At 60.4% G+C, this 24,569-nt stretch carries 14 protein-coding genes, 2 tRNA genes and 3 rRNA genes; 15 read left to right on the forward strand and 4 right to left on the reverse strand.

Annotated features, from left to right (window positions below; genetic code table 11):
- The first annotated feature begins 442 nt into the window (after positions 1–442).
- Both NFH97_RS11715 and ilvN read left to right on the forward strand, forming a co-directional pair.
- Entirely contained in the window at positions 443–2,167 is a 1,725-nt protein-coding gene (locus NFH97_RS11715; protein ID WP_045994255.1) for an acetolactate synthase 3 large subunit, read from the forward strand.
- Positions 2,167–2,658, forward strand: a complete 492-nt coding sequence (gene ilvN, locus NFH97_RS11720; protein ID WP_045994256.1) for an acetolactate synthase small subunit — start codon at positions 2,167–2,169, stop codon at positions 2,656–2,658. Before NFH97_RS11715 ends, ilvN begins: the two co-directional genes overlap by 1 nt.
- 74 nt (positions 2,659–2,732) lie before the next feature.
- Here ilvN and ilvY read toward each other — a convergent pair whose 3' ends face one another.
- Positions 2,733–3,620 carry an HTH-type transcriptional activator IlvY gene (gene ilvY / locus NFH97_RS11725; protein WP_045994257.1) on the reverse strand — a complete coding sequence of 296 codons (888 nt, stop codon included), beginning with the start codon at positions 3,618–3,620 and terminating at the stop codon, positions 2,733–2,735.
- An 83-nt stretch (positions 3,621–3,703) separates the two neighbouring features.
- Between ilvY and ilvC the strand changes: the two genes are divergently transcribed.
- The 7 genes from ilvC (at position 3,704) to rrf (ending at position 11,964) form a co-directional block, all read left to right on the forward strand.
- Complete coding sequence (gene ilvC / locus NFH97_RS11730; protein WP_258184008.1) at positions 3,704–4,864, forward strand: ketol-acid reductoisomerase; 1,161 nt, start codon at positions 3,704–3,706, stop codon at positions 4,862–4,864.
- Positions 4,865–5,126: 262 nt separating this feature from the next.
- On the forward strand, positions 5,127–5,948 hold the full coding sequence (pssA, locus tag NFH97_RS11735; protein WP_045994259.1) for a CDP-diacylglycerol--serine O-phosphatidyltransferase: 822 nt from the start codon (positions 5,127–5,129) through the stop codon (positions 5,946–5,948).
- 798 nt (positions 5,949–6,746) lie between these two features.
- Positions 6,747–8,284, forward strand: a 16S ribosomal RNA gene (locus NFH97_RS11740).
- 101 nt (positions 8,285–8,385) lie between these two features.
- Positions 8,386–8,462, forward strand: a tRNA-Ile gene (locus NFH97_RS11745).
- Positions 8,463–8,589: 127 nt separating this feature from the next.
- A tRNA-Ala gene (locus NFH97_RS11750) sits at positions 8,590–8,665 on the forward strand.
- 200 nt (positions 8,666–8,865) lie between these two features.
- Positions 8,866–11,753 (forward strand): 23S ribosomal RNA (locus NFH97_RS11755).
- A gap of 95 nt (positions 11,754–11,848) precedes the next feature.
- Positions 11,849–11,964, forward strand: a 5S ribosomal RNA gene (rrf, locus tag NFH97_RS11760).
- Together the 16S, 23S and 5S rRNA genes with 2 tRNA genes alongside form the textbook arrangement of a ribosomal RNA operon.
- A gap of 548 nt (positions 11,965–12,512) precedes the next feature.
- Here rrf and NFH97_RS11765 read toward each other — a convergent pair.
- Positions 12,513–13,070 carry a HutD/Ves family protein gene (locus NFH97_RS11765; protein WP_349624842.1) on the reverse strand — a complete coding sequence of 186 codons (558 nt, stop codon included), beginning with the start codon at positions 13,068–13,070 and terminating at the stop codon, positions 12,513–12,515.
- A 169-nt stretch (positions 13,071–13,239) separates the two neighbouring features.
- Positions 13,240–15,309, reverse strand: a complete 2,070-nt coding sequence (locus NFH97_RS11770) for a TonB-dependent receptor family protein (protein ID WP_349624843.1) — start codon at positions 15,307–15,309, stop codon at positions 13,240–13,242.
- A gap of 321 nt (positions 15,310–15,630) precedes the next feature.
- Between NFH97_RS11770 and NFH97_RS11775 the strand changes: the two genes are divergently transcribed.
- The 5 genes from NFH97_RS11775 (at position 15,631) to NFH97_RS11795 (ending at position 22,140) form a co-directional block, all read left to right on the forward strand.
- Complete coding sequence (locus NFH97_RS11775) at positions 15,631–16,656, forward strand: TRAP transporter substrate-binding protein (RefSeq protein ID WP_349624844.1); 1,026 nt, start codon at positions 15,631–15,633, stop codon at positions 16,654–16,656.
- Positions 16,657–16,660: 4 nt separating this feature from the next.
- Positions 16,661–17,188 carry a TRAP transporter small permease gene (locus tag NFH97_RS11780; RefSeq protein WP_045995308.1) on the forward strand — a complete coding sequence of 176 codons (528 nt, stop codon included), beginning with the start codon at positions 16,661–16,663 and terminating at the stop codon, positions 17,186–17,188.
- Complete coding sequence (locus tag NFH97_RS11785) at positions 17,178–18,467, forward strand: TRAP transporter large permease (protein WP_349624845.1); 1,290 nt, start codon at positions 17,178–17,180, stop codon at positions 18,465–18,467. The genes NFH97_RS11780 and NFH97_RS11785 overlap by 11 nt, the downstream gene beginning before the upstream one ends.
- Before the next feature lie 193 nt (positions 18,468–18,660).
- Positions 18,661–19,962, forward strand: a complete 1,302-nt coding sequence (locus NFH97_RS11790) for an ATP-grasp domain-containing protein (protein ID WP_348827140.1) — start codon at positions 18,661–18,663, stop codon at positions 19,960–19,962.
- 138 nt (positions 19,963–20,100) lie between these two features.
- Complete coding sequence (locus tag NFH97_RS11795) at positions 20,101–22,140, forward strand: CocE/NonD family hydrolase (protein WP_045995305.1); 2,040 nt, start codon at positions 20,101–20,103, stop codon at positions 22,138–22,140.
- Here the strand turns inward: NFH97_RS11795 and NFH97_RS11800 are convergent.
- A complete protein-coding gene (locus tag NFH97_RS11800) occupies positions 22,137–23,069 on the reverse strand; it encodes a helix-turn-helix domain-containing protein (protein WP_108450166.1) in 933 nt (310 codons plus the stop codon). The genes NFH97_RS11795 and NFH97_RS11800 overlap by 4 nt on opposite strands.
- Positions 23,070–23,241: 172 nt before the next feature.
- Between NFH97_RS11800 and pobA the strand changes: the two genes are divergently transcribed.
- Positions 23,242–24,465, forward strand: a complete 1,224-nt coding sequence (pobA, locus tag NFH97_RS11805; RefSeq protein ID WP_349624846.1) for a 4-hydroxybenzoate 3-monooxygenase — start codon at positions 23,242–23,244, stop codon at positions 24,463–24,465.
- The last annotated feature ends 104 nt before the right edge of the window (positions 24,466–24,569 follow it).

Genomic DNA, 24,569 nt, shown 5'->3' on the forward strand with positions numbered 1-24,569 from the left:
GGCGTCATTACAGCAGCGTCATGGCCAGATTTCGAGAAAACGGCGTTAGACATTGGTCTTGCTGCACCCGCGAAAAGAGGCCTTTCAGAGTGCTCTGACCGAGCGCGATGGGAACGGCGGTTGACAGTCACAGAGCGCTATTGGAATCTTGAGGGTTCCTGACTGCGGGCGCGGCACGATGGGTGACCCCCAACGCCGCGTGAAGGGTAGGCCAATGGGCCTCTACCCGCCGAAGGACTACCAGGTTCGGGTTAACCGCCCCGCCTGGCCAACGCCCCGACGCGGTGACCCGCCGTGATGAGAGTGCAGGCCCCAACCGGGCCGACGGACGCCAGGGTTTGGCATCAGGTGCCGGTGCGCCGGCAGCAGCATACCGCTGCACTCGACTTCGTACCCACGACAGGTGCGAATCGCACTCGAGACCTCCAGGGGAGATACATCTGTGGAATTGCTTTCAGGCGCGGACATGATCGCCCGCTTCCTCCAGGATGAGGGCGTGGAATACATCTACGGCTATCCGGGCGGCGCCGCACTACACATCTACGATGCCTTGTTCCGTCAGGACAAGGTCAAGCACATCCTGGTTCGCCACGAGCAGGCCGCGACCCACGCCGCCGACGGCTATGCACGGGCGTCCGGCAAGCCCGGGGTGGTACTGGTCACCTCGGGGCCGGGGGCCACCAATGCGGTGACCGGCATCGCCACTGCCTATATGGACTCGATCCCGATGGTCGTGCTCTGTGGTCAGGTGATGAGCCATCTGATCGGTGACGATGCCTTCCAGGAGACCGATATCGTCGGTGTCACCCGGCCGATCGTGAAGCACAGCTTCTCGATCAAGCACCCGAGCGAGATTCCCGAGGTGCTCAAGAAGGCCTTCTATCTCGCTGCCACCGGGCGTCCCGGTCCGGTGCTGGTGGATATACCCAAGGACATGACGGCGCCCACCGAGCGCTACGAGTACGTCTATCCGAAGAAGGTCAAGATCCGCTCGTACAACCCGGTCAGTCGAGGCCATACCGGACAGATCAAGAAGGCCGTCGAGCTGATGCTCAAGGCCCGTCGTCCGGTGTTCTACACCGGTGGTGGCGTGGTCCAGGGGCGTGCTTGCGAGGGGCTGACCGATCTGGTCAAGCAGCTCGGCTTTCCGATCACCACCACCTTGATGGGCATCGGGGCTTACCCCCAGAGCGACGATCAGTGCCTGGGCTGGCTCGGCATGCACGGCTCCTATGAGTCCAACATGGCGATGCATCACGCCGACCTGGTGATCGCCATCGGCGCGCGTTTCGACGATCGTGTGACCAACAATACCTCGAAGTTCTGCCCCACGGCCAAGATCATCCACGTGGATATCGACCCCAGCTCGGTGTCCAAGACGGTGCGCGCAGACGTGCCCATCGTTGGACCTGCGGCCAGCGTGATCAACGAAATGATCAGCCTGGTGCAGGGCCATGAGATCGCCAATCCCGACGCGCTCAAGGACTGGTGGAAGACCATCGACGAGTGGCGCGACGAGCGCAAGGGCAAGCTCTACGAGCCGTCCAGGCCCGGCGAGGTGCTCAAGCCGCAGGAGGTGATCGAGGCCATCTGCCGGGTGACTCGTGGCGAGGCGTACGTCACCACCGACGTGGGTCAGCACCAGATGTTCGCTGCCCAGTACTACAAGTTCGACAAGCCTAATCGGCTGATCACCTCCGGTGGACTCGGCACCATGGGCTTCGGTTTTCCCGCGGCCATGGGCGTCAAGCAGAACTTCCCCGATGAGGAGGTGGTCTGCGTGACCGGCGAAGGCAGCTTCCAGATGATGATGCAGGAACTCTCCACCTGTAAGCAGTTCGGTGGTGGGGTCAAGATCATCAATCTAAATAACGGTTCGCTGGGCATGGTGCGCCAGTGGCAGGACCTCAACTACAAGTCCCGCCATGCTCACTCCTACATGGAGTCGCTGCCGGACTTCCAGATGCTGATCGAGGCCTACGGTTTCACCGCGCTCAGGGTCGAGAAGAAAGAGGATCTGGAAGAGGCGCTGGCGCGTACCTTCGCCGACACCCATGAGCTGGTGTTCCTCGACGTCGCGGTGGACCCGCACGAGCACGTCTATCCGATGCAGGTGCCTCTGGGCTCCATGCGTGACATGCTGCTTTCCAAGACGGAGCGGACCTGATGCGACATATCATCTCGATTCTGATGGAAAACGAACCGGGTGCGCTGTCGCGGGTCGTGGGGCTGTTCTCCCAGCGCAACTTCAACATCGAAACCCTCAACGTGGCGCCCACCGATGACCCGACCCTGTCGCGTCTGACCGTGACCACCGTCGGGGACGACCGGGTGATCGAACAGATCACCAAGCACCTCAACAAGCTGATCGACGTGGTCAAGCTGGTGGATCTCACCGAAGGCAACCATATCGAGCGTGAGTTGATGCTGGTGAAGGTCAAGGCGCTGGGCGCTGCCCGCGATGAGGTCAAGCGCACGGTAGACATCTTCCGTGCCCAGATCGTCGACGTCACCCCGAGTCTGTACACCGTGCAGATCACTGGCGATGCCGAGAAGCTCGACGCCTTCCTGCAGGCGATGGGCCCCGTGGGCATTCTCGAAGTAGCGCGCACCGGCGTCTCGGGTATCGCCCGTGGTGACAAGGTGCTGAGCCTCTAGCAAACCGCTGGCCCTGGTGGGCAGCCGGTGAACCTGTTACGCCGCCTCTCGGGGCGGCGTTTTCGTGCCCGGCCTCAACGCTCCACGACTTCCTGCCACAGGGCGTCGATCAACGGACTCTTCAGACGCCGCTCCAGCACACAGAGGCCCACGTCGTAGTGCGGCAGTTCCGGCTTGACCGGGAGTATTCTCACGCGTTCGGCCAGCGGGCTCGCCTCCAGCACGATGCGTGGCACCACACCGATGCCGAAGCCGAGTCCGACCATACTGACGATGGCTTCGTGGCCGGCTACCTGGGCGTAGATGGTCGGGGTCACGCCCAGCGCCTTGAACCAGGTGTCGGCCAGTTCCCGCGATAGCCCAGCCTCCGACAGGATCATTGGCACCCCTTGCCACTGTGTCTGGCTCGGGCTCATCGGCTGCTGTGGCACCCACGGTCGTTGCTCTTGTGGGGCGATGAACACCAGTGCCGAACGGGTCAGCGACTTGAAGGCGAGACCATCGGGCAGGCGGCGCGGGCGTGAGGTAATGGCCATGTCTTCGTCGCCGGCCAGCACTCGCTGGATGGCTCGGGCTGGGTCGCCGGTGTGCAGCTTGAGCTCGATGGCGGGATAGCGCTGGCGGAAGTCGGCCAGCAGGCTGTAGAGAAAGCTGTAGCTCGCGGTCACCGAGCAGTAGATGCTGATTTCACCACTGAGGCGCTTGGCCTCGCTCTGCAACGACAGGCGGACCTGTTCCCACTCTTCCAGGGCTTCCTTGGCATAGCGCTGGAAGCGCTTTCCCTGGGGGGTCAGCACCACGTGGCGATTGTCACGGTTGAACAGCACCACGCCGAGCTGTTGTTCCAGTTGGCGAATGGAGCGGCTCAGGGTCGATGGGCTCACGTGGCAGGCCTCGCTGGCACGGCCGAAGTGCAGTGAATCGGCCAGCATCAGAAAGTGCTTCAGGGGGCGGAAGTCCATGGGGAGTCCTGACCTGTAATTGCATATTTTGGCACGTAGTATTGCAAATATAGCGTTTTACGCAACACGGGCGCTGGCGTAAGGTGGGATGCATCGACGGAGGGCGAGCCCCCTCGTCTGCCCAGCGCCGCACAAGACGGCGCGGGTGGCCATCAACGCTGAACGCAACACGACACAGACAAGATCTCTTCTATCGCCGAGCAGGCACTCGTTTTCAGGAGCACCAGATGCGCGTTTATTACGACAAGGACTGCGATCTTCAGCTGATCCAGAACAAGCAGGTCACCATCGTCGGTTACGGCTCCCAGGGCCACGCCCACGCCAACAACCTGAAGGAATCCGGCGTCAGCGTCACCGTCGCGCTTCGCCCGGGTTCTTCTTCCGCCGCCAAGGCGGAGGCCGCCGGCCTGAAGGTGGCCTCTGTGGCCGAGGCTTGCCAGTCCGCCGACGTCGTCATGGTGCTGGCGCCGGACGAGAACCAGAAGGCTATCTACGAGCAGGAAATCGAGCCGAACCTCAAGGAAGGCGCTACCCTGGCCTTCGCCCACGGCTTCAACATCCACTACAACCAGATCGAGCCACGCAAGGATCTGGACGTGGTGATGATCGCCCCCAAGGCGCCGGGCCACACTGTGCGCTCCGAATTCGCCCGTGGCGGCGGTATTCCTGACCTGATCGCCATCCACCAGGATGCCACCGGCCAGGCCAAGGAACTCTGCCTGTCCTACGCCGCCGCCATCGGTGGTGGCCGCAGCGGCATCATCGAGACCACCTTCAAGGACGAGACCGAAACCGACCTGTTCGGTGAGCAGGCTGTCCTGTGTGGTGGCGCTGTCGAACTGGTCAAGGCCGGCTTCGAGACCCTGACAGAAGCGGGCTACGCCCCTGAAATGGCCTACTTCGAGTGTCTCCACGAGCTCAAGCTGATCGTTGACCTGATGTACGAAGGCGGCATCGCCAACATGAACTACTCCATCTCCAACAATGCGGAGTATGGCGAGTACGTGACCGGCCCTGAGGTCATCAACGACGAGTCGCGTGCCGCCATGCGCAACGCCCTCAAGCGTATCCAGACCGGCGAGTACGCCAAGATGTTCATCAACGAGGGCAACAGCAACTACCCCTCGATGACCGCACGTCGTCGCCTGAACGCCGAGCACGAGATCGAGCAGGTCGGTGAGAAGCTCCGTGGCATGATGCCCTGGATCGCCGCCAACCAGCTGGTCGACAAATCCAAGAACTGATGGGTTCCTGGTAACCCATCGTCGGGCTTGCCCGCCGATGGGGACAGAAACGGGGGAGGAGCACACTCAGTGCTCCTCCCCCGTTGCGTCATGGGTGAACGACTGAGTGGTCATGGTGCTGCCGCATGAATCCTGCGCTGTGCCTTGCGTTTGGCCCGCAGGTGCCCGAGGCTGGGGGAGAGGGCGGCTGCCGCGAGGTTGGCGGTAACGGCCGGCCGGTCGTGTAGAATGATCCCATACTCGAAGCCAATGGATGACAGAGATGAGCGAAGACGCAGGCAAGCGTGAGCAGGAACCACGAGAGCCCCAGGATGAAGATCTGGCCAGCGCCTTCATGCGGGAATCCGAAGTCGTGGAAGAAGCGGTCGAGGACGGCAAGAAGGTGCGACGGCGGGGGATCTACCTGTTGCCGAACCTGTTCACCACCTCGGCGCTGTTTTCGGGATTCTTCGCCGTTGTCGCCGCCCTCAATGGCGATTTCACCGCCGCTTCGGTGGCCATCTTCATCGCCATGGTGCTCGATGGCCTCGACGGCCGGGTAGCCAGGCTGACCAATACACAAAGCGAGTTTGGCGCCGAATATGACAGCCTTGCTGACATGATCTCCTTTGGCATGGCGCCGGGGCTTGTCGCCTTTACCTGGATCCTGCAGGACATCGGCAAGACCGGATGGGTGGTGGCGTTCCTGTACGTGGCCTGTGCGGCGCTTCGCCTGGCGCGGTTCAACGTGCAGATCGGCAGCGTCGACAAGAAGTGGTTCATCGGCTTGCCCAGCCCGTCGGCGGCGGCGCTGGTGGCGGCCAGTGTGTGGACGTTCCACAGCTTCGACGCCACCGCTCTTGGCTTCAAGCTGTTGATGCTGCTGGTGGTGGGGGCGGCTGGCATTTTGATGGTCAGCAACATTCGCTACTACAGCTTCAAGGATGTCGATCTCAAGGGGCCGGTGCCCTTTGTGGCCCTGCTGGCCATCGTGCTGGGATTTGTCGTGATCTCGATCGAGCCGTCGGTCATGCTGTTGCTGCTGTTCGGTACCTATGTGGCGTCCGGTCCGACGATGGCGCTGATGCGCAAGCTCAAGACCTAGCCCAGGATCATCTTGCGGTAACAATAGAGGCCGATGTGAGCAGCAAGCCCAACGCTTCGTTATACTGACGACCGACAGGAACGCCCGCCTAGCGCGGGCGTTCCTGTTCTTGTATGAGTGCCGAAAGCGCCTTCTGGGGAGTCTGTGCATTCATCCACAGGGGGGGGGTCCATAGAGCGGTGTGGACAAGATGGTGCCGCTGTTGGATCGACACTGCTCGATGATCTGGCATTTTTTTACGAAAAGCGCTTGCCAAGGCCGGAGGTGATGCGTAAAGTACGCATCCGCTGCCGGCGACGAGCAAACGTCACAGGCGGTGAAGGGTGGTAAAGTGATTGTTTTGAAAAGGCTTTTTCAAGTCTTCGAAAAATTCTCCACTTGACGGGCAACGAGAAATCGGTAAAATGCTCGCCACTCGATCGGAGTCGCCAGGACGGCATCGCAGGATGCGCGTCAGGCTCGCTTCGCTTTCTCTTGGGTCCTGCAGGCATCGCTTGTACGGCGAAAAAAGAAAGCCTTGACGAAACGCTTCGATTCTGTAGAATACGCCTTCCTCGCAGGGCGCTGTGACAAGGGCTCGGGTTAACGATTCGGGCTGCGGCGCAGCAAAGCGAGACGCTCTTTAAGCTCTCTATAGAGTCCAGAGCATGCTCTTTAATAATTTGATCAGGTAATTCATGTGGGCGCTTGCCGATGAGTCAGTGACACTGTCACTGAAATATCAAGGCAAGCGACTCGTCAAACGAGACGTTTGAACCTTGAGCCAAGTTTGGTCCGCTTAACGGACTATCAGACTTTAAACTGAAGAGTTTGATCATGGCTCAGATTGAACGCTGGCGGCAGGCCTAACACATGCAAGTCGAGCGGAAACGATCCTAGCTTGCTAGGAGGCGTCGAGCGGCGGACGGGTGAGTAATGCATAGGAATCTGCCCGGTAGTGGGGGATAACCTGGGGAAACCCAGGCTAATACCGCATACGCCCTACGGGGGAAAGCAGGGGATCTTCGGACCTTGCGCTATCGGATGAGCCTATGTCGGATTAGCTAGTTGGTGAGGTAACGGCTCACCAAGGCTGCGATCCGTAGCTGGTCTGAGAGGATGATCAGCCACATCGGGACTGAGACACGGCCCGAACTCCTACGGGAGGCAGCAGTGGGGAATATTGGACAATGGGCGAAAGCCTGATCCAGCCATGCCGCGTGTGTGAAGAAGGCCTTCGGGTTGTAAAGCACTTTCAGTGAGGAAGAAAGCCTTGAGGTTAATACCCTCGAGGGAGGACATCACTCACAGAAGAAGCACCGGCTAACTCCGTGCCAGCAGCCGCGGTAATACGGAGGGTGCGAGCGTTAATCGGAATTACTGGGCGTAAAGCGCGCGTAGGCGGCTTGATAAGCCGGTTGTGAAAGCCCCGGGCTCAACCTGGGAACGGCATCCGGAACTGTCAGGCTAGAGTGCAGGAGAGGAAGGTAGAATTCCCGGTGTAGCGGTGAAATGCGTAGAGATCGGGAGGAATACCAGTGGCGAAGGCGGCCTTCTGGACTGACACTGACGCTGAGGTGCGAAAGCGTGGGTAGCAAACAGGATTAGATACCCTGGTAGTCCACGCCGTAAACGATGTCGACTAGCCGTTGGGCTCCTTGAGAGCTTTGTGGCGCAGTTAACGCGATAAGTCGACCGCCTGGGGAGTACGGCCGCAAGGTTAAAACTCAAATGAATTGACGGGGGCCCGCACAAGCGGTGGAGCATGTGGTTTAATTCGATGCAACGCGAAGAACCTTACCTACCCTTGACATCGAGAGAACTTTCCAGAGATGGATTGGTGCCTTCGGGAACTCTCAGACAGGTGCTGCATGGCTGTCGTCAGCTCGTGTTGTGAAATGTTGGGTTAAGTCCCGTAACGAGCGCAACCCTTGTCCCTATTTGCCAGCGATTCGGTCGGGAACTCTAGGGAGACTGCCGGTGACAAACCGGAGGAAGGTGGGGACGACGTCAAGTCATCATGGCCCTTACGGGTAGGGCTACACACGTGCTACAATGGCCGGTACAATGGGTTGCGAATCCGCGAGGTGGAGCTAATCCCATAAAGCCGGTCTCAGTCCGGATCGGAGTCTGCAACTCGACTCCGTGAAGTCGGAATCGCTAGTAATCGTGAATCAGAATGTCACGGTGAATACGTTCCCGGGCCTTGTACACACCGCCCGTCACACCATGGGAGTGGACTGCACCAGAAGTGGTTAGCCTAACTTCGGAGGGCGATCACCACGGTGTGGTTCATGACTGGGGTGAAGTCGTAACAAGGTAGCCGTAGGGGAACCTGCGGCTGGATCACCTCCTTAAACGACACGTCATCTGACTGTCGGTAAGTGCTCACAATGAATTACCTGATCAAGCAAGAGTAACGACTGTTTGGGATTTATGCCCAATATTGCTCGGCAATGGGTCTGTAGCTCAGTTGGTTAGAGCGCACCCCTGATAAGGGTGAGGTCGGCAGTTCAAGTCTGCCCAGACCCACCATCTTCATAAGTTCAGCGAGTGCACGCCTTTGGTGTGGTGAAGATCGGTGAGCTCGCCGGGTAGCATCGGATTTGCCCAGGCCCATCGTTTGATAGCTGGTTCTGGTCAAGCATACCCGACAGGATATGGGGCCATAGCTCAGCTGGGAGAGCGCCTGCCTTGCACGCAGGAGGTCAGCGGTTCGATCCCGCTTGGCTCCACCATTTCTCGATTTCGAGTAAAACAGTCGTCAAGTTCTAAGCAAGATGCTTGTTCGCCATCAGGCGATATCAAGTCTCTCGCTTAGAGCTTTTGCTCTAACGCTCTTTAACAATGTATATCATGCTGACAAAGTAAGATACGTTTCAAGCGTATCCGGCAATTGTCGTGACATCATCGATTGACAGACCCTTTGGGGTTATATGGTCAAGCGATGAAGCGCATACGGTGGATGCCTAGGCAGTCAGAGGCGATGAAAGACGTGGAAGCCTGCGATAAGGTTCGGCGAGGTGGCAAACGACCTGCGACCCGGACATCTCTGAATGGGGAAACCCACCCAAGGTAACTTGGGTATCTCATGTTGAATATATAGACATGAGAGGCGAACCGGGGGAACTGAAACATCTAAGTACCCCGAGGAAAAGAAATCAACCGAGATTCCCCTAGTAGCGGCGAGCGAACGGGGACCAGCCCTTAAGCAACACAACTGGTAGGTGAACAGACTGGGAAGTCTGGCCATAGTGGGTGATAGCCCCGTAACCGAAACCTGAGTGTTGTGAAATCGAGTAGGTCGAGGCACGTGAAACCTTGACTGAAGACGGGGGGACCATCCTCCAAGGCTAAATACTCCTGACTGACCGATAGTGAACCAGTACCGTGAGGGAAAGGCGAAAAGAACCCCGGAGAGGGGAGTGAAATAGATCCTGAAACCGTATGCGTACAAGCAGTGGGAGCCAACTTGTTTGGTGACCGCGTACCTTTTGTATAATGGGTCAGCGACTTATTTTCAGTGGCGAGCTTAACCGTATAGGGGAGGCGTAGAGAAATCGAGTCTTAACTGGGCGACCAGTCGCTGGAAATAGACCCGAAACCGGGCGATCTATCCATGAGCAGGTTGAAGGTTGAGTAACATCAACTGGAGGACCGAACCAGGATCTGTTGAAAAAGATTTGGATGACTTGTGGATCGGAGTGAAAGGCTAATCAAGCCCGGAGATAGCTGGTTCTCCTCGAAAGCTATTTAGGTAGCGCCTCACGTATCACCGCCGGGGGTAGAGCACTGTTTCGGCTAGGGGGTCATCCCGACTTACCAACCCGAGGCAAACTCCGAATACCGGTGAGTGCAAGCGTGGGAGACACACAGCGGGTGCTAACGTCCGTTGTGAAAAGGGAAACAACCCAGACCGTCAGCTAAGGTCCCGAAATCCTGGTTAAGTGGGAAACGATGTGGGAAGGCTTAGACAGCTAGGAGGTTGGCTTAGAAGCAGCCATCCTTTAAAGAAAGCGTAATAGCTCACTAGTCGAGTCGGCCTGCGCGGAAGATGTAACGGGGCTCAAACCAGGTACCGAAGCTACGGGTTCGCCGAATGGCGAGCGGTAGAGGAGCGTCGTGTAAGCCGATGAAGGTGTGTTGAGAAGCATGCTGGAGGTATCACGAGTGCGAATGCTGACATGAGTAACGACAAGGGGAGTGAAAAACTCCCCCGCCGGAAGACCAAGGGTTTCTGTTCGACGCTAATCGGAGCAGAGTGAGTCGGCCCCTAAGGCGAGGCCGAAAGGCGTAGTCGATGGGAAACGGGTCAATATTCCCGTACCTCACAGTATTGCGATGGGGGGACGAAGAAGGCTAGGTGAGCCAGGCGTTGGTTGTCCTGGTGAAAGCCGGTAGGCTGAGGATTCAGGTAAATCCGGATCCTCAAGGCCGAGAGGCGAGACGAACTGACTACGGTCAGGAAGTCATCGATGCCACGCTTCCAGGAAAAGCCTCTAAGCTTCAGATACTGTGAGACCGTACCCCAAACCGACACAGGTGGTCAGGTAGAGAATACCAAGGCGCTTGAGAGAACTCGGGTGAAGGAACTAGGCAAAATGGTGCCGTAACTTCGGGAGAAGGCACGCCGCATTAGGGTGAAGGTCCTCGCGACCGGAGCCTGACGCGGTCGAAGATACCAGGTGGCTGCAACTGTTTATTAAAAACACAGCACTCTGCAAACGCGCAAGCGGACGTATAGGGTGTGACGCCTGCCCGGTGCCGGAAGGTTAAGTGATGGTGTTAGCTCACGCGAAGCTCCTGATCGAAGCCCCGGTAAACGGCGGCCGTAACTATAACGGTCCTAAGGTAGCGAAATTCCTTGTCGGGTAAGTTCCGACCTGCACGAATGGCGTAATGATGGCCACGCTGTCTCCACCCGAGACTCAGTGAAATTGAAATCGCAGTGAAGATGCTGTGTACCCGCGGCTAGACGGAAAGACCCCGTGAACCTTTACTACAGCTTCACACTGGACGCTGATGTTGCTTGTGTAGGATAGCTGGGAGGCTTTGAAACCCTGTCGCCAGATGGGGTGGAGCCAACCTTGAAATACCAGCCTGGCATCATTGGCGTTCTAACTCAGGACCGTAATCCGGTTCGAGGACCGTGTGTGGTGGGTAGTTTGACTGGGGCGGTCTCCTCCCAAAGAGTAACGGAGGAGCACGAAGGTACCCTCAGCACGGTTGGAAATCGTGCAGTGAGTGCAAGAGCATAAGGGTGCTTAACTGCGAGACAGACACGTCGAGCAGATACGAAAGTAGGTTCTAGTGATCCGGTGGTTCTGTATGGAAGGGCCATCGCTCAACGGATAAAAGGTACTCCGGGGATAACAGGCTGATACCGCCCAAGAGTTCACATCGACGGCGGTGTTTGGCACCTCGATGTCGGCTCATCACATCCTGGGGCTGAAGTCGGTCCCAAGGGTATGGCTGTTCGCCATTTAAAGTGGTACGCGAGCTGGGTTTAGAACGTCGTGAGACAGTTCGGTCCCTATCTGCCGTGGGCGTTGGAGATTTGAGAAGCGCTGCTCCTAGTACGAGAGGACCGGAGTGGACGTACCTCTGGTGTTCCGGTTGTCACGCCAGTGGCATTGCCGGGTAGCTATGTACGGACGGGATAACCGCTGAAAGCATCTAAGCGGGAAGCCCCCTTCAAGATGAGATCTCCCTGAGGCCTTGAGCCTCCTAAAGGACCCAGCAAGACCAGCTGGTTGATAGGCCGGGTGTGGAAGCGCTGCAAGGCGTTGAGCTAACCGGTACTAATGGTCCGTGAGGCTTGACCATATAACACCCAAAGGGTTTTGGTCGATGATGTCTCGAATCAATTGACGGATACGATGAAACGTATCGTCGGCATGATATATATTGTCTTTTTTCCGCCTGACGACCATAGCGAGTGGGAACCACCTGATCCCTTGCCGAACTCAGAAGTGAAACCGCTCAGCGCCGATGGTAGTGTGGGGTCTCCCCATGCGAGAGTAGGTCATCGTCAGGCATTTACATAAACAAAAACCCCCAGCTCCGAAGGAGTTGGGGGTTTTTGTTTATGTCTGTACGATGCCCCTTCCTCGCATGCGAGAGTAGGGTGAGAGCCGCCCGGACAATGCAACGCATTGTCAGGCTCGAACGGGCGAGGGATGTAAAGCCGCTTGCGGCGCCCCGAGCCCAGGCTCAAGGCCACGAAGTGGCCGCAGAGGCGTCAGGCATTTATTCAGAAGTAGGCCCGATTATCGAGAGATAGTCGGGCCTTCTTTTTGTAAAGAGCGCATGCATGGGCTCTCTACAAGTTCAGCCCCTCTCTTTATATGTGGGGCCGCGCCGATCCCCCCCCGGCGCGGTCCGGCCTGGCTCTTCTAAAGGGCGGGCTCGCGTCGTTCGTCCCCCCTTGCAGCTTCGCTGCAAACCCTGGGGTGACTCACCCCCATGCGACTACCCTGTCGTGAACAGATCAGGCATGTATCACGAAGAAGCCCGCTTCCGAGAGGAGGCGGGCTTCTTTGGTTTCAGGCAAGTTTCAGCAAGACGGTTGTCGCGGCTCTGTGCCTAGAACGCGATGGTGGAGACGACCAGTTGGCTCGCTTGCAGCGAACGCAGGCCCAGGCGGTCGCCGGGTTCGATGACCAGAAGATCACCGGCCGCGAGTACCTCGCCGGAGACGAGTTCCACATGACCACTGATCAGGTACCAGGCTCGAAGTAGTGCGGGTTCCGGTGACAGGTGCAGGGTTTCCTGTTCGCTCAGCAACTGGTGTGTGAGGTAGCCGCGACTGCCGTATCTCACCATCAGGTTGAAGTCGCGATAGAGCCCCTGGCTCAGGGTTTGCCAGGCGCCGTCAAAGGTGTCGACTTCGAAGCGCCTGAGGTCCCTGGAGCGGTGCCCTTGATGCTCAAGGTGGGCCGCGCCTTCCAATACCATGAGGTGTCGTTCGTAGCCTGCCAGAGGGGTGAACAGGCACTCTTCGGACTCTACCGTGGCGGTGCTCAGGCGGACCTGAAAGTTCCGGTCGGCATAGTCACTGTCAACGGGAGCGATGAACAGCTCCCGCGTCGTGCCGCCGGACCAGAGGCGCGCGGGTGTCTCGGATGAGCGTCGAATGATCATGGGAGGTTGGCCAGCGAGTGCTGCGCCTCCTTTTGCCAAGGATCGTTTCATCGTCTCAAGGGTTTAAGTCGATGTGCTTGATCTGGCTCAAGAGATGCTGGGGTAGAGCGACTCTCGCTCGGCGCTGACTCCCGAATCACAACAGTTCGGTGAAAAAGTTGTGCTTACATCAAAATGATAGTTCTACGCCTGCATAGAAGGAACGGTCCGGCGCCGGTTCGAAATAGCGGTCGTTGCTGGCATTGATGCGGACATTGGCATAGTGGTCTTCGTCAAACAGATTTCGGATGCCGAGGTAGGTCGACAGTATCTGGTTGCCGCCCAGTCGCCAGCCGTCACCCGCACGAAGGTTGACCAGCCAGTAGCTGTCGATGTCTACCCGGTTGGCATTGTCCGCGACCATGTCGCCCACATACTGGGTTTCCAGGGTGGCAAAGTAACGTGTGTCCTGGCTACCTGTCCCGTACCAGGTGAGCTGGTTGACCCAGGTTGTCTCCGGAAGCCCGGGCAGACGGTTGCCGTCCAGGTCACTACCGGAAACCTGGTCGAACTCGTAGCGTGCCAGGGTCAGGGCGGTATTGAGCTCCAGACGCGCCGAGGGCTGCCATCCTAGCGCGACTTCGAGCCCGTCGCGGCTGGTGTCGCCAAGGTTTTCGTAGAAGGTGCGATCGCTACCATCGATCTCGTAGGGGACCAGTTCATCGTCGACGTCGATCGAGAACAGGGTGACGTCGTAATCCAGTCCGGTGGGCAGGGTGCCGCGCACCCCGAGCTCACGGCTCCAGCTCTCCTGGGGTTCGACGTCGGGGTTGAAGCCACCACCTGCGGGATTGGCAAACTCCGAGAAGGTCGGTGTCTCGAAGGCGGTGGAGGTGTTGGCGTAGACCTGATGCAAGGGATGGAAGCGATAGCTGATTCCCAGGCTTCCATTGGTTTCGTGGAAGGTGCGTTCACCGCTCTGGTCGCCATCGTTGTCGTAGTCGTCATCGATTTCCATGTCGATGCGATCGAAGCGTCCGCCGGCCGACAGTGTCCAGTGCTCATTCAGGGCAAGGTCGCCCTGGGCGAAGATACCCAGGCTGGTCGCCGTCTGGGTCTCGTCGGCCACTTCTCCCGTCACGCTGCCATCGAAGGCTACATCGCGGCGATGGCGGTCGTCTTCCTGGCGAGCGCCGTCGATACCCACCATGCTGTCCAGCGTCATGCCGGCGAGGTTGAAGCGTTGGTGATATTCGGCGCTGCCACCGAAGTGGTGACGTCGGTAGTCGATCAAGCTGTCGCCCGGATAGGGCAATTGCTGTTCGAAGTCTCGCCAGGTGGTAAATCCCTTGAGGTAGAGCTCCCCGGGGCCGAAGCCAAGATCCTCGTACTGCAATCCCACGACCTGCTGGTCCACCTTCTGGCCGGTGTCGTAGTCCTCGGTGAAGCGGCCCGCCTGTCGGCGATCTTCATCGACCTGGTCCTGGGTCAGACCACCAGGATCTTCGGAACGGGGGTTGTCGAGCAGGTTGATGATGGCGGTGAGACGGCGTTGATCGCCCATATCCCGTGACAGGCTGGCGTTCAGCAAGCGCTTCTCGGTGCGGCTGTGATCCCGATAGCCGGCCAGTTCCAGTCGCGAGGCACCCAGGTGGTAGGCCCAGCCGTCGTGCTCGCCGCCGGTGGAAAGGGATTGCTTGTTGTAGCCGTCGCTACCGATACCGGCACGTATCGTCGTCGAGTCGTCACCTTCGTCACGCCCGTCCGCCGTCGTGACCGAAATGACACCACCGGCGGCATTGCCGTACTGAACCGCCGCCGGTCCCCTGATGACCTCGATCTGTTCTGCGTTGTCCAGGTCGATGGCATCGAGCTGGGCCTGGCCATCGGGGAGGGTGTAGGGAATACCGTCCACCAATATGGTGATGCCGCGCACACCGAAGGGAGCGCGGGCACCAAAGCCCCTGATGGAGACACGAGCACCCTGGGCGAAGTTGTCGCGATTCTGGATGAACACCCCAGGCACTCGAACCAGGGATTCATCGAGACGGACCCGCTGCTGACCTTGATGGATGTCGTCTTCATCGACCATCGAGACAGCCATCGGGGTGGTGAGTAGCTCGCGCTCCAGGCGCGGCGCCGACACCGTCAACACGGGTTGCTGCAGCTCGACGGCGCGGTCGTCGGTTGCGGCAGTCTGTGCGGTGACAGGCGTTGTCAGCGGGAGCAGCAGCAGGGCGGCGGCCGGGCGAGAGGTCATCAGGTTCATCCTTGAACGGCGAGGCGAGAAGGGAGTGGTGGCTCGAAAGAGCATCTTTATCGTTTAAGCACAATTCTAGAGAAGTCGCCTCCTTGGCACCACTCTGGGGAAGAGAGCCTGGTTCCCGTCGGTGCCTGGCCTTCCGCTAGACCAAAGTCGCTTTTCGTTGTGTGGCCAGGTAGTTTATCTTTTGAACTGAAAAAACGAACAGAAGTTCACTATGCGAACGAGCGCCGCTGGTCGAGTTGCCGGAAACGGTGTCGAGCGAGAGACCAATAATGAGCGCGCGTCGACGATAACGATAAAGTCCGGAGGATCCCCATGAAGACCCCCCTCGCGTGCCTGATGGCCGCATCCCTGACGGCCCTTTCCTGTGCCTCGGTTCAAGCGGCGACCACGCTGCGCATGGCCCACTTCTGGCCTGGTGCCTCTGGTATCAATACCCAGATCTTCGAGCAGTGGGCCAAGGCGGTGGAGGAAGACTCCGGCGGTGATCTGCGTGTTCAGGTCTTTCCCGCCGGTACCCTGGCCAAGGCTGACGACATCTATGAGGCGACCGTAAACGGCATCGCCGATATCGGCGCCACCGCTCAGGGCTATACCGCCGGGCGCTTCCCGCTGTCGCAGATCGTCGAACTCCCCGGGGTGGCCGATTCCGCGATACAGGGTTCATGCATCCTGCAGACCCTGCACGACGATGGCGGCCTGGGGGGAGAGTACGACGATACTCGCGTGTTGTTCATGTTCACCACCGGTCCCGGTTACATCCATACCGTGGATACCGACGTCCAGGTACCGGCTGATCTGGAAGGGCTGCGAATCCGTCGCCCGACCGCGGTGGCAGGCGATATCCTCGAAAACATGGGGGCAAGCCCGGTAGGCATGCCTGCCCCGGATATCTATACCTCCATGCAGCGGGGCGTGCTCGATGGCTTGAGCTTTCCCTGGGAAGGCATGAAGGGGTTTCGTATCAACGAGCTGGTCGAATACCACACCCAGGTGCCGTTCTATTCGCTGATCTTTGTGGCGACCATGAGCCAGCGTGCCTACGATCGGCTGACGCCGGAGCAGCAGGCGGTCATCGATGCCAACTCCGGCATGCAGTGGGCACTCAATGCGGGGGAGGTGTTCCACGCCATCGACGAGGTGGGGCGCCAGGAAGCGGTGGATGCCGGCCACACCATTCGGGTGGTCGATGCGCCCCTCGACAACGCCGACTGGGCGCCGCCGCTCCAGCAGGGCATCGAGGATTACCTGAGCGGACTCGAGGAGCGCGGCTTGAGCCAGGCGCATGACGTCTATCAGGCGGCGCTGGCGGCACGTGAAAGCTGCGTCGGGACGGAGTGACGCCATGCAACCCTTTCTGGAAGGGGCCAGCCGTTGGCTGGCCCTGGTCTGTCGCTGGGTGGCGGGCGGCTGTCTGATACTGATGCTGGCGGTGACCATCGCCGACGTGGTGACACGCTACCTGCAGCGTCTGACCGATGGCGCCATCTCCTTTCAGGTCTTCGGCAGCGTCGAACTGGTCAGCTACCTGATGCTGTTTGCCTTGCTGGCGGCCATGTCGGCCAGCGTGGAGAAGAGCCAGGTGGTGGTCGAGGCCTTTTCCCACCGTCTTCCTGCGTCCATCGCAGCGCGCCTGCATGGCGTCTATCTGCTGGGCTTTGCGGTGCTTGGCGGGGTGCTGGCGACGGGCCTGGTGGGTGCGGCCCACGCCGCTGTCGAGTACGGCGAGGTCACCCAGGACCTGAGGATCTCGCTCGGGCCGATCTATCTTGTCGCTGCAGTGCTCAGTGCTCTGCTGGCGTTGCGCAGCCTGCTGCACGCGCTCCTGGGGGCGCTGTTCGGCCAGAGTGCGGAGGTGTCCCATGGCGACTGAGACGATCGGCGGGTTCGGGCTGCTGCTGTTGCTGGTGTTGATGATCCTGCGGGTGCCGGTAGCTCTGGCGATGCTGCTGGTCGGTGTCGGTGGTTTTGCCACCATCATCGATCTCGGCGCGGCGGTATCGATGTTGAAGTCGGTGCCGGTGGAGGTGTTGTCCAACTACAGCTTCAGCGCGATTCCGATGTTCATCCTGATGGGCGTGCTGGCGGCGCATTCTGGCATGGCCGGCAAGCTTTTCCAGTCGGCTCGGGTGATCTGCGGTGGCTGGAAGGGCGGCCTGGCGATCGCCGCCGTCGGCTCCTGTGGCGTCTTTTCGGCGATTTCCGGATCTTCTCTGGCCACCGCCAGCACCATGACCCGGGTGGCCCTGCCGGAGATGGAGCGATACGGCTACCATCGTGGCCTGGCCACCGGGGCGCTGGCCGCGGGCGGCACCCTAGGCATCATGATTCCGCCCAGTATCGCCCTGCTGATCTATGCCATCCTGACCGAGCAGTCGGTGGGTGACATGTTCATGGCGGGTCTGGTGCCCGGGCTCCTGGGACTGGTGCTGTACGCCCTGACCGTCAGCGTGGTCATGCGGGTCAAGCCGGAACTGGCGGTGGCAGGGGAAGCGACGAGCTGGGGCGAGAAGCTTGCCTCGCTCGGCGGGCTGGTGCCCTTCTTCGCGGTCTTCCTGGTCATGATCCTGGGCATCTACCTGGGCATCTTCACTCCCACCGAGGGGGCCAGTGTCGGTGCCTTTGCCACCCTGATCTACTCCCTGGTCAAGGGGCTGCGTGCACGGGAGCTGTGGTCTGCGGTCCAGGAGACCCTGGCGCTGTCGGCGGTGGTGTTCTTCATGCTGGTCGGTGCCGAGGCGCTGGGCTACTTCATTTCGCTCTCACGCATCTCGTTCTCCATCAGCGACAGTCTGTTTGCCATGGAGCTGACGCCCTTCGTTGTCGTGCTGTGCATCCTGGCCATGTACTTCCTGCTCGGCATGTTCATGGACTCGATCGCCATGCTGGTGATCACGGTGCCGGTGGTGTTCCCGATCATTCAGAGCCTGGGTATCGACCCGGTGTGGTTTGGCATCGTCACGGTGCTGACGGTCGAGTTGGGGCTGATCACGCCGCCGGTGGGGATGAACGTCTTCGTGATCAAGGCCATGGCGCCCCATGTGGGACTGGGAGAGATCTTCCGAGGCGTCTCTCCCTTTATCGTGTCTGACTTTGTGCGCCTGGCTCTGTTGCTGTTGTTCCCGACCTTGAGCACCCTCTTTTTGCTGTAGTCGGCATCGAAGCGGCGGCCAGTATTACGCTCAGCTCACCCCAAGCCCGCCATACGGCGGGCTTTTTTGATGCATTTAATGTCGGTTGGATGAGGTTTCTGATATGACGCTCTAGTCCAATATGAGCCTTTGTGGGAGGCGCGTTTCACTAAGCTTGCAGCGTGACACCATCGTAATGACGCGAGGGCTTGACGTGAGTGCGCGCAATATTTTTGTGGTGGGGCTGAACGATGACAATCATGAGCGTCTGCTGCGCTTGAAGGGTGCCGAAGAATGGCGCTTTCACCGAATTATTGCGCCGGAGGCGGTCTATGACACCGAAGAATTCGATATTCCCGCGATGCTCGAGGAAGCCGGCCAGACCCTGGACCGATTCGGCAGGCCGATAGACGCGATCATCGGCTATATGGATTTTCCGGTATCCACGATGCTGCCGATCCTGTGCAAGCGATTCGGTACCCGATCGACGTCGCTGGAAAGCTTGCTGAAGTGTGAGCACAAGTACTGGAGCCGTTGCGTTCAGCGCGAGGTGGTGCCGCAGTACATCCCCGGGTTCACCGCCTTCGACCCCTTCGACGAGGCGGCGTTGGGTCAGATCGGTGCGGCGGGGCTGTCCTTTCCCTTCTTCGTCAAGCCGATCAAGTCGTCGGGCTCACGGCTCGGTTTTCGCATCGAGACGCCGGAAGACTTTGCGCTTGCCATTGACCGTCTGAAGGCGGAGATCGGTTCCATCGCCGAGCCGTTCAACAGCGTGCTGGATCAGGCCAACCTGCCTCCGGAGATCGCGGCGATCGATGGCCATTACTGCATGGCCGAGGAAATCATCGGCGGCTGGCAATGCACGCTGGAAGGCTACGTCCACGATGGCGAGGTCGTGGTCTATGGTGTGGTCGACTCGATTCGCTACCCAGGGGTGTTGAGCTTCTTCCACTATCTGTACCCCTCGGCCCTGCCACAAAGGGTTCAGCAGCAGATGATCGACGCCACCCGCCTGGTCATGACCCGCACCGGCTTCGATCAATCCGCGTTCAACGTCGAGTTTTTCTGGGACGAACTCCAGGATCGCATCTGGCTGCTCGAGATCAACACACGCATTTCCCAGTCACATTGCGACCTGTTCGAGAAGGTCGACGGGATCAGCCATCAGCAGGTGACGGTGGACCTGGCGCTGGGGCAGCGTCCGAGACTGCCCCACCGGGAGGGCGCCTACGCGGTCGCGGCCAAGTTCTTCTACCGCGTGTTCTTCCATGACGCCACCGTCGAACGGGTTCCCTCGGCGCAGACCCTCGCACAACTCGAACAGGACTACCCCGGCACGGTGATCAGTCTGCAGGTGGAGGAGGGGCAGCGTCTGTCGAGCCTGCCAGAACAGGATAGCTACAGCTTTGCATTGGCCTATATTTGGATGGGGGGCGACGACTATCAGGCGCTGCTTCGTCGCTATCAGCAACTGGCGGCCCGACTGATCTTCGCATTCGGCGATATCGATAGTTGAGTCGGCGCGCCGCCGCTGTACCGAGCGTCACCGAGAGCGCTGGAGTGGCCAGGCTGCAGGGGTAGGGCGATCTCGGCAGCGCGGTATGGACAGGGCGATCTCGACAGGGTGAGCTTGAAGCCAGTGCAAGGAGCGACGATGCGGGTGGTCAGCGATTTTCCGCGCAAGGTGATGGAGCAGGAAACCTGGATTCCACTGGCCGACGGCACGCGGCTGGCTGCCCGTATCTGGCGGCCGGTCGACGCCGACGATGATCCGGTGCCGGCGATCCTCGAGTACCTGCCTTATCGCAAGCGTGACCTGACCGCGGAGCGAGACGCTCAGGTGCATCCTTACTGGGCCGGGCATGGCTATGCCGGGGTTCGCGTCGATATCCGAGGCACCGGCGAATCCGATGGCGTACTGACCGACGAGTACCTGCAGCAGGAACTGGACGACGGGGTGGCGGTACTCGAGTGGCTGGAACGCCAGCCCTGGTGTACGGGAAGTGTCGGCATGGTCGGTATTTCCTGGGGGGGCTTCAACGGCCTGCAGATCGCCGCCATGCGCCCACCGCAGCTCAAGGCGGTCATCACCATCTGTTTTACCGATGACCGCTACGCCGATGATATCCACCATATGGGTGGCTGCCTGCTGGCCGACAATCTTTCCTGGGCGTCGACCATGTTCGATGGCAATGCCATCCCGCCCGACCCGGCGCTGGTGGGTGGCGACTGGTTCAGGATGTGGCTCGATCGCCTGGACGGCAGCGGCCTCTGGCTTTCGCGCTGGCTTCAGCACCAGCGACGTGACGACTACTGGAAACATGGCTCGGTGTGCGAGGACTACAGCCGTATCCAGGTGCCGGTGTACGCCATCAGCGGCTGGGCGGATGGTTACTGCAACGCCGTCTTCCGGCTGCTGGCCGGTTTGACCTCGCCACGCAAGGGGCTGGTGGGCCCCTGGGCTCACAAGTACCCCCACCTCGGGGTACCGGGGCCGGCCATCGGCTTCCTGCAGGAAGGGCTACGGTGGTGGGACCACTGGCTGAAGGACCAGGATACCGGGATCATGGACGAACCGATGCTGAGGGTCTGGATGCAGCAATCGATGCCGCCATCGGCGCGCTACAGCGCTCGTCCCGGTCGCTGGGTCGCCGAGCCGAGCTGGCCCTCTCCCCACATCATGTCCCGGAGCTGGCGGCTGACCAGCGGACATGACCTGCGTGGCGAGGACGGCACCGACGCGAAGGACGGCGATGACGACGAGAGCCTGGATATCCGCTCGCCGCTGTCGGTGGGCCTGTATGCCGGCAAGTGGTGTTCCTACAACGCACCGCCGGATCTGCCTCACGACCAGCGTGACGAGGACGGCGGCGCCCTGATTTTCCAGACGCCCCGGCTCGAGCAGGATCTGGAAATCTGTGGTGCCCCATCGGTGCAGCTGGAACTGTCCGCCGACCAGCCGGTGGCGATGGTGGCGCTGCGTCTTGTCGATATCGCCGAGGACGACAAGGCGACACGGGTGTCCTATGGGGTGCTCAACCTGACCCATCGTGACAGCGACGAACACCCGGAGCCTCTGGTGCCGGGGCGCCGCTACCGCGTGACGGTGTGTCTCAAGCATATTGCCCAGCAGTTTCCGGCGGGGCACGCCATCCGGCTGGCGATCTCGACCAGCTACTGGCCGCTGGTATGGCCTGCGCCAAGGCCGGTACGCCTGACACTGTGGCCTGGTGCCTGTCGCCTGGTGCTGCCGACCAGGGTCCCCAGGCCGGCGGAAGAAGCGGCTCTGCGCCCCTTCGAGGAGCCGGAAGGGGCGCCACCGCTGGCCAAGACGCTGCTGCAGCCTTCCCAGGAAAGCTGGAAGGTGATCCGAGATCTGGCCAATGACCAGACCACACTGGAGGTGTTCCACGACGAGGGCAGCTACCGGCTGGACGATATCGCGCTGGACATCTCCGGCTCGGTGACCGAGCGCTACAGCTATTCCTACGGCAACTACGACAGTGTTACCGGCTGGACCGAGTGGCAACGTACCTTCCGCCGGGGGGACTGGGAGATCCACACCCTGACCCGCACTCGGCTGACCAGCGACGCCGACAGCTTTCGGGTGCGTGCCACCCTGGACGCCTGGCAGGGCGATACTCGAATCTTTTCGCGAAGCTGGGATGAGGTCTTCCCCCGGGATCTGGTCTAGGGTGAGCTTGGCGATCCGTCGCCTTGACGATGGAACTGGCGGCGGCGGAAGTCGCGGGGAGCCACTCCGCTGAGCCGCTTGAAGAAGCGGGTGAAATAGGCGGGCTCGGAAAAGCCCAGGCCATCGGCGATCTGGGCGATGGTCAGGTTGGTATAGGTCAACTCGCGCTTGGCTTCGAGCAGTAGACGCTGGTGCAGCACCGCCAGGGCGCTTTGGTCCGCCAGGCGCCGGCACAGGGCGTTGAGGTGGGCCGCGCTGATGTCCAGCTCGCGCGCCATTTCCTCGATGCTCGGCTGCTGGCGAAAGCGCCGCTCGATCAGTGTCTGGTAGCGGGCCAGGTGGCCGTGGCCGGGATCGGTGCTCACGGCAGACCTGGCCCGGGTGGCCGGATGCGTCGCCAGGCGAGCCGCTTCCACCGTCAGCGCCTGGATCAAGGCGTCGAGCAGCACGTCGCGGTCCCGCGCCGGCCGTCGGTATTCCCCGTCGATATGTTCCACCAATGCCTGCAGTCGGTGTCTGGCGTCGGCTAGTGCAGTGACTCCCGCGCTGCGCCAGACCCTGCTGGCGTCCGGCAGTACCTGCTCGAGGTGGCTGACCAGCGGTGCCGCCAGGGTCAGGATGTGGCCCTGGATGTTCGGAGCGAAGGCAAACCCGTGAATGGTGAGCGCAGGCACCAGGATCAGCAGCGGGGCGGCCCGCCGTTGTCGGCTGTCTTCCAGTTGCAGTTCGACCTCGCCCGCGTACAGCAGCAGCAGGTGAGTCAGGTCGACGTGGCGGTGGGGATGGATGCGCCAATCGTGAAGCCGACTGCGTTCGGCGATGGACTCGCAGTGCAGCAGGTCGGGGGTCGGCCAGCTACCGGTTTCCCCGTAAAGGGTAAAGGTGGGAACCGCTGACGATATCGTGGTGGACGGGGTCTCGGGGTTCATGGTCTGCGCTCCTGGCGGTTGCCGGGGAGGTGATTGAGCGTGACTACGACAAATGTCAGGGTAGATTCCGCGAAAAGTCCAGTTTGTGGCGAGGAATATGCCTTATCTGGGGTGGTGTTTCAGCGAAAAATACAAGGCATAACCATAACGTTCCGCTGACGAGGTAGCCACCATGACGACAACATCTTCCCCCGAGCGTATCGATAGTGAACTCACGACCCAGGTCGCCATCATCGGGGCCGGGCCCTCCGGACTGCTGCTGGGGCAACTGCTCAGCCGGGTCGGGATCGACAATGTGATCGTCGAACGCAAGAGCGGCGACTATGTGCTGGGACGTATTCGTGCCGGGGTGCTCGAGCAGGGCATGGTCGACCTGCTGCGTGAAGCCGGCGTCAGCGAACGCATGGATGCCGAGGGCCTGCCCCACGACGGCTTTGAGCTTGCCTTCGACAACCGCCGGGTACGCGTCGACCTTGCGGGGCACACCGAAGGCAAGCAGGTGATGGTGTACGGCCAGACCGAAGTCACCCGGGACCTGATGGAAGCACGCGAGCGAGAAGGCGGTATCAGCTACTACGAGGCCAGCGACGTCACCCCCCATGATCTGGAGAGCGAGTCGCCCTCCCTCACCTTTCAGCATGAAGGCAAGGGGTACCGTCTGCGCTGTGCCTATGTGGCGGGGTGCGATGGATACCACGGCGTGTCACGCCAATCGATCCCGCAGGAGCGTCTGAAGACCTTCGAGCGGGTCTATCCGTTTGGCTGGTTGGGGCTGTTGTCCGATACGCCACCGGTGACCGATGAGCTGATCTACGCACGCCACGAGCGGGGCTTCGCCCTGTGCAGCATGCGGTCGGAGAATCGCAGCCGCTACTACGTGCAGGTGGGCCTCGATGAGAAGGTCGAGGACTGGTCCGATGAGCGTTTTTGGGACGAACTGAAACGGCGCCTGCCGGAAGACGTGGCCGAGACTCTGGTGACGGGACCTTCGATCGAAAAGAGCATCGCACCACTGCGCAGCTTCGTGGTCGAGCCGATGCAGTACGGTCGCCTGTTTCTGGTGGGGGACGCCGCCCATATCGTGCCGCCCACCGGTGCCAAGGGGCTGAACCTGGCGGCGAGTGACGTCAACACCCTGTATCGCCTGCTGGTGAAGGTGTTTAACGAAGGGCGCAGCGATCTGATCCCGCGCTACTCCGAGGTGTGCCTCAAGCGTATCTGGAAGGCCGAGCGCTTCTCCTGGTGGATGACGTCGATGCTGCATCGTTTCAGCGACGAGGAAGACTTCGAGGCGCGCATGCAATTGGCGGAGCTCGATTATCTGACCGGCTCGACAGCGGGCCTGACCACCATCGCCGAAAACTACGTGGGGCTGCCCTACGAACCCCTGGAGTAGCGTCATAGAGGTATCTGCCGGCGAGGGACCTGCGAGGGAAAAGCGGCTCTCGGTCAGGGGCAATACCGACATCGGGGCATCGACAGGGAAAGGTGCAATGGGGT

The organism is Halomonas sp. SCS19 (assembly GCF_040147015.1).
Taxonomy (GTDB): Bacteria; Pseudomonadota; Gammaproteobacteria; order Pseudomonadales; family Halomonadaceae; genus Halomonas; species Halomonas litopenaei.